4 protein-coding genes are annotated in these 5,459 nt (G+C 35.6%); 3 read left to right on the forward strand and 1 reads right to left on the reverse strand.

Annotation, left to right across the window (positions count from 1 at the left end; genetic code table 11):
• The 3 genes from N3C60_03845 to ppk1 form a co-directional block, all read left to right on the forward strand.
• Positions 1-1,527 (forward strand): Ppx/GppA family phosphatase (locus N3C60_03845; protein ID MCX8084035.1); only part of this gene is annotated, 1,527 nt, incomplete at its 5' end.
• Complete coding sequence (locus N3C60_03850; protein MCX8084036.1) at positions 1,524-3,038, forward strand: HD domain-containing protein; 1,515 nt, start codon at positions 1,524-1,526, stop codon at positions 3,036-3,038. The genes N3C60_03845 and N3C60_03850, both read left to right, overlap by 4 nt.
• Entirely contained in the window at positions 3,031-5,022 is a 1,992-nt protein-coding gene (gene ppk1 / locus N3C60_03855) for a polyphosphate kinase 1 (GenBank protein ID MCX8084037.1), read from the forward strand. The genes N3C60_03850 and ppk1 overlap by 8 nt, the downstream gene beginning before the upstream one ends.
• Here ppk1 and N3C60_03860 read toward each other — a convergent pair.
• Positions 5,019-5,459 (reverse strand): Na+/H+ antiporter subunit D (locus N3C60_03860; protein ID MCX8084038.1); only part of this gene is annotated, 441 nt, incomplete at its 5' end. The genes ppk1 and N3C60_03860 overlap by 4 nt on opposite strands.

Genomic DNA, 5,459 nt, shown 5'->3' on the forward strand with positions numbered 1-5,459 from the left:
ATGAACGTAGATATTTTAAACAACAATATTGCTGTAATAGATTTAGGCAGTAATAGCTTACGTCTTCAGATTGCCACTGTTTTTGAAAAAAGTTATAAAATAGTTTGTGAATATAAGGAGTTAATAAGAATAGGTGATGATCTTTTTCTAAATGGCAAACTCACTAAAAGCTCCATCGAAAAGCTCCATAAGTCTTTCAAAGAGATAAAGTCTCTGCTTGACTCCTACAATGTTGTTTATCATAGAGCAGTAGCAACTGCTACACTTAGATCCTCTCCAAACGGCATGGAGATAGTAAACAACATAAAAAAGAGATACAATATAAACCTTGAAATTATAGATGGTGAGACTGAGGCCAAATTATCTTTTTTAGGGGTAAGAAGCTGCTTCAATCTAAAAAAATACAATAGCCTTATAACCGACATAGGTGGAGGTAGCTCTGAATTTATAATATCAGAAAAAGAGCAAATTAAATATGTAGCTACTAAAAAATTAGGTGGTGCAAGACTCAAGCATACGTTTCTCAGATCAGACCCTCCTTCCTTTGAAGAGATTGAAGCTTTAAAGCAGTTTTTAAGAAAAGAACTTGCAGATTTCAACGATTTCCATATAGATACAATTATCTGTACAGGCGGCACATCAAACAATATAGCCAACGTTTACTACCTTAAAGAAAAGAAGGATAGCTCTGTCCAAATCAAATATGTCACAAGGGAGTTCCTGAGGAGCTTTATTATCGATATTAAAAGAAAAAAGACAAGCTCAATTTGTAAAATAAAAGGGGTTGAAGAGAAAAGGGCTGATATTCTCCTACCCATTGCTATCCAGCTTGATCAGATACTTGATATAACAGGAAGAGGGGGGTTTTATACTTTTACAGGTGGTCTCAGAACAGGTCTAATTATCAACACCTTAAATCTGTTTGGCATCCACCTACCTTTCCAAACATTAGAAATCGATGTCAACCATGCCCGTCTGATAGAGATAGGGAACAAATTCCATTTCAATGAGATCCATGCACTGCATGTCTCCAAACTATCTAAGATCATTTTTGACAAGCTCTATGGAATACTGGGGCTAAACCAAAGCGACTGGGAGCTTTTAAATGCAGCTGCTGTTCTGCACGACATAGGGAACTTTATCGCCCTTTCTAAACACCATCTCCACACAGAGTACCTAATTTTACACACAGATCTCATAGGATTTAATAGTTACGAAAAAATAATGATAAGTCAGATTGCCAGATACCACCGTAAACGTTTCCCAAAAAAATCTGATAATATATACAATCTACTATCAAAACAGGACATAGAAAAAGTTTTAAAATTAACCTCTATATTGAGAATAGCTGATGCATTAGACCGAACCCAAAAATCTAAGATTTCCGATTTGACTATATCCATAAACGATAATAATATTATAATCACTCCACATTTCACTGGTGATATCTCCATGGAAAGGGAAAATTTTGAAGAGAAAAAAGATTTCTTCGAAAAATATACTAATTATAAGGTGATACTTACATGAAGACATCCCAGTATGCTGTAATAAACATCGGTGCCAGCGCCATAAGGATGCAGATCAGCGAGTTTATAAATGGCAAAGAAAACCTTCTTGAGTACCTTGTGGCTCCCTTGAGACTTGGGAGGGATACTTTTTCAAAAGGTTTTATCACCTTAGAAAGCCTGAATAAGGCAGTGGATATTATGAAAAAATTCGCCGATAAGTTAACAGAATATGACCTCTGGAAGAACTATAAAGCCATCTGCACAAGTGCTGTTAGGGATGCTGAAAACAGATACTTCTTCATCGATAGGATAAAGACCAAAACAGGGATAGAACTTTCCATAATAGATGAATTAGAAGAGCTTTATGTAAAATACTTAGCAATAAAACATGACATCAAAGATTTCAAAAAATATGAGGAACATGGTGTTCTTTTGATAAACTTTTCCAGTGGTAACATCGGCATAAATATCTTCAAAGATGGAATAAACCACTTCTCCTCTGTTTTACCCTATGGTAGTCTTCGAATATCCGAATATGTTAAAAATGTTAAAAATGAATTAAAGTACAGGGCTTACGATATCTACGCTGAAAAGTTGTCTAATCAGATCAAACAGTATTGTAAGAGTATTTCGGATATAAAATATCTCATCGGCTCTGGTAGCTCCATAAACCTATTAACCGAAGTACTCACACCAAAGCAGAACAGAATAAAAAGATCTGATTTAGAAAAACTTTATAACGACTTTAAAACGAAAGATCCCCTTACAATCTCAAAAGAGCTCAGTATCACAGAGTACAACGGAGAGATCTTCCTCCCAACGGTAAGGCTATATTTATCACTTATGAATCTTATATCCTCAAAGGAGATGATCTTCAGCAAACAGACCTTCCCCCACCAGCTCCTCCTGTTTTACTCGAAAAAGATTAAGGACAACAATCTACAAAAACGCCTCATAAAAAACCTCTTTTTTTACGGTAAGAAGTATAACTTAGACGAAAAACACTCCAAACATGTTGCCAGTTTCGCGACAAAGCTCTTTGATGAGCTAGAAGATCTCCACTCCCTTTCTTCAAGGGACAAGTTTGTACTTGAAGCATCTGCCATCCTTCACGATATAGGATACTATATCGATATACACAACCATCATGAACACTCCTCATACATCATAAATGCCTTTAAGATGCCGGGGTATGACCCAAAGCTCATTAAACTTATATCCATAATATCCTTTATGCATAGAGAAAAAAAATTAAAGTTAGATGAAAAGCTTGGCAATTTAAATCAAGATGAACAACTTATCGTTAAAAAGTTAGTAGCTCTTTTAAAGATCGCCGATTCCCTGGACGCTAGCCATATGCAGATTGTTCAAGACATACAGTTAGAAGTCTCCGACACCCTCATCAAAGTCACTGCTCTATGTAAGGACATCCCTTATATTGAAGAAAAGGTGTTTAGTCGCAAGAGCAGGGATTTCTTAGAAATCTTTGGAGTTCCCATTACCCTTGAGGCAAAGTTAAACTATGCATAATCTCTATTTTAATAGGGAATTAAGCTGGTTGTCCTTCAATGAACGAGTCCTAAAAGAAGCCATAGATCCCAACGTTCCTCTACTGGAAAAGCTTAAATTTATAGGGATCTTTTCTTCCAACTTAGATGAGTTTTTTATGATAAGGGTTGCTGGTTTATTAGATCAGATAAAATTCGGTTATGAAAAAAAAGACCTCGGTGGGCTAACACCCATAGAACAGCTTTCAAAAATCAAATGTACCGTTACTAAGCTTATAGAGCTACAAGAAAATATATTCAACGACTTAGTCAGCGAGCTATCAAACCACTCTATTTTTTTTAACTCCCACCACGACTCTTTCCCACTGGACTCCATCTTCTTCAATGAAATTTTACCTGCCATTACCCCCATTACCATCAGCCCTGCCAACCCCTTTCCCTTTATTCATAATCTCAACATAAATATCTTTACAACCTTTGAAAAAGATTCAAGCAGGTATGATTCCATTATCATAATCCCAAACAATTTAAAAAAATTTTATATCTTTCAAAAAGATTTATCATTTTATATTTTCACTATAGATGACATAATCCTTCGCTTTATCAACTCTCTATATAAAGATTCCAACATATTACAAATCTTTCTATTTAAACTAACAAGAAATGCAGATCTTAGCTACCAAAGTGAGGAGGTAGAGGATCTATACAAAGAGATCCAAAATTCCCTTATAAAAAGGGTACTCGGCTCCCCTGTAAGACTGGAGATAAAAGGCTCTATCTCAAGCGATACCTTAGAACTTTTGCTCCATTCCTTTAATCTTACTAAAAATGATCTTTACTTTCATAACCGGTATATCGACTTAAAATTCCTCATAAACCTTGACGTGGATAGAACCGATCTTAAATATCCTCCTTTTCATCAAAACAATATCGTAATTACAAATACTAAAAATCTTTTTAATATAATTAAAAAAAGTGATCTGCTCTTTTTTAGACCTTATAATGATCTTACTTTTATTTCAAAACTTTTAGCGGAAGCCTCAGAAGATCCCGATGTAATCTCAATAAAGATGACCCTTTATAGGGCTAACAAAGATTCCTCTTTACTCAAGTCCCTTGAGAAAGCTGCTTTAAATGGTAAACATGTCTGCGTTGTTATAGAGCTTAAAGCCCGTTTTGACGAGGAAAAAAATTTAGAATGGGCTAAAAAGCTGGAACTTGCTGGCTGTATCGTAACCTATGGCTTTGTCGATCTTAAGATACATGCAAAAGCTCTAATCATAGTTAGAAGAGAAAAAGGTAAAATAGTAAGATACACCCATCTTTCCACAGGTAACTACAACGAGATAACTGCAAACCTCTATACAGATATAGACTTTCTCACCTGTGACGACCAGATTGGTAGTGATACAGTTAATCTCTTTAACTACATTATGAGTTATTCAGATCCCCTCGGCTGGTCTCGTCTTTTTATTGCTCCTTTTTACATCAGGAAAAAGTTGGTAGAACTAATCGATACTGAGATAGAACATGCCAAAAACGGGCATGAAGCTATGATGATCATCAAAATAAACTCCCTCTACGATAAACAGCTTACCGATAAGCTTTATGAAGCCTCAAATGCTGGTGTCAAAATCGATATAATCGTAAGGGGAATATGTTCCCTTATCCCTGGTTTAAAATCTATAAGCGATAACATACGTGTCAAAAGCATTATTGGCAGATTTTTAGAACATCCCCGAGTGTTATATTTCCATAACAACGGTCATTACAGGATCTTCCTTTCCACAGCCGATTGGATGGGTCGCAATCTCGATAGAAGAGTAGAAATACTTTTTGAAGTGACTACCCCTAGCCTCAAAGAAAAGCTTTTCAAGTACTTGCAGTTAAATCTTCAAGACAACCAAAAATCATGGACACTAAAAAGTAGTGGGGAATACACGAAAGATATCGCCAAAAAAAACAAAGTAAATCTTCAAACAGATATGCAAACGTTAGCTTTCTAGCCCACCGATATGTAGTATATCACCAAATAGAAAAAGAGGAAGATCATCACCCAGAGCAGAGCATCACCAATGTGGGGAACAATCTTTATCTCCTCGATCTTGTCCAATTTCTCCTTGTATTCACTGTATTTAATTTTATCATCTTCAAAAACCTTATAATACACCATATTATACACTACTTTTGTCAAACCTGCCGGGTTCTTCAAAACAAACTTCCCTTTTTCGATTATATCAACGAACAATATTCTCTTAATAACATTACCATACTTTATCACAACACCATCTACAAACCTTACAAAAACATCAGCACCTTTTCTATAAAACCAGTCGGTATCTAAAGTAATCGTTTCTGTTCTTTTGAGTAACGGTAGCATAAAAAAGAATGCAGCAGCAGAGAACATCAGTATCTGTAATTGCATCAACACATGGGATGCAGT

Origin of the sequence: Calditerrivibrio sp. (assembly GCA_026415135.1) — a bacterium.
Taxonomy (GTDB): Bacteria; Chrysiogenota; Deferribacteres; order Deferribacterales; family Calditerrivibrionaceae; genus Calditerrivibrio.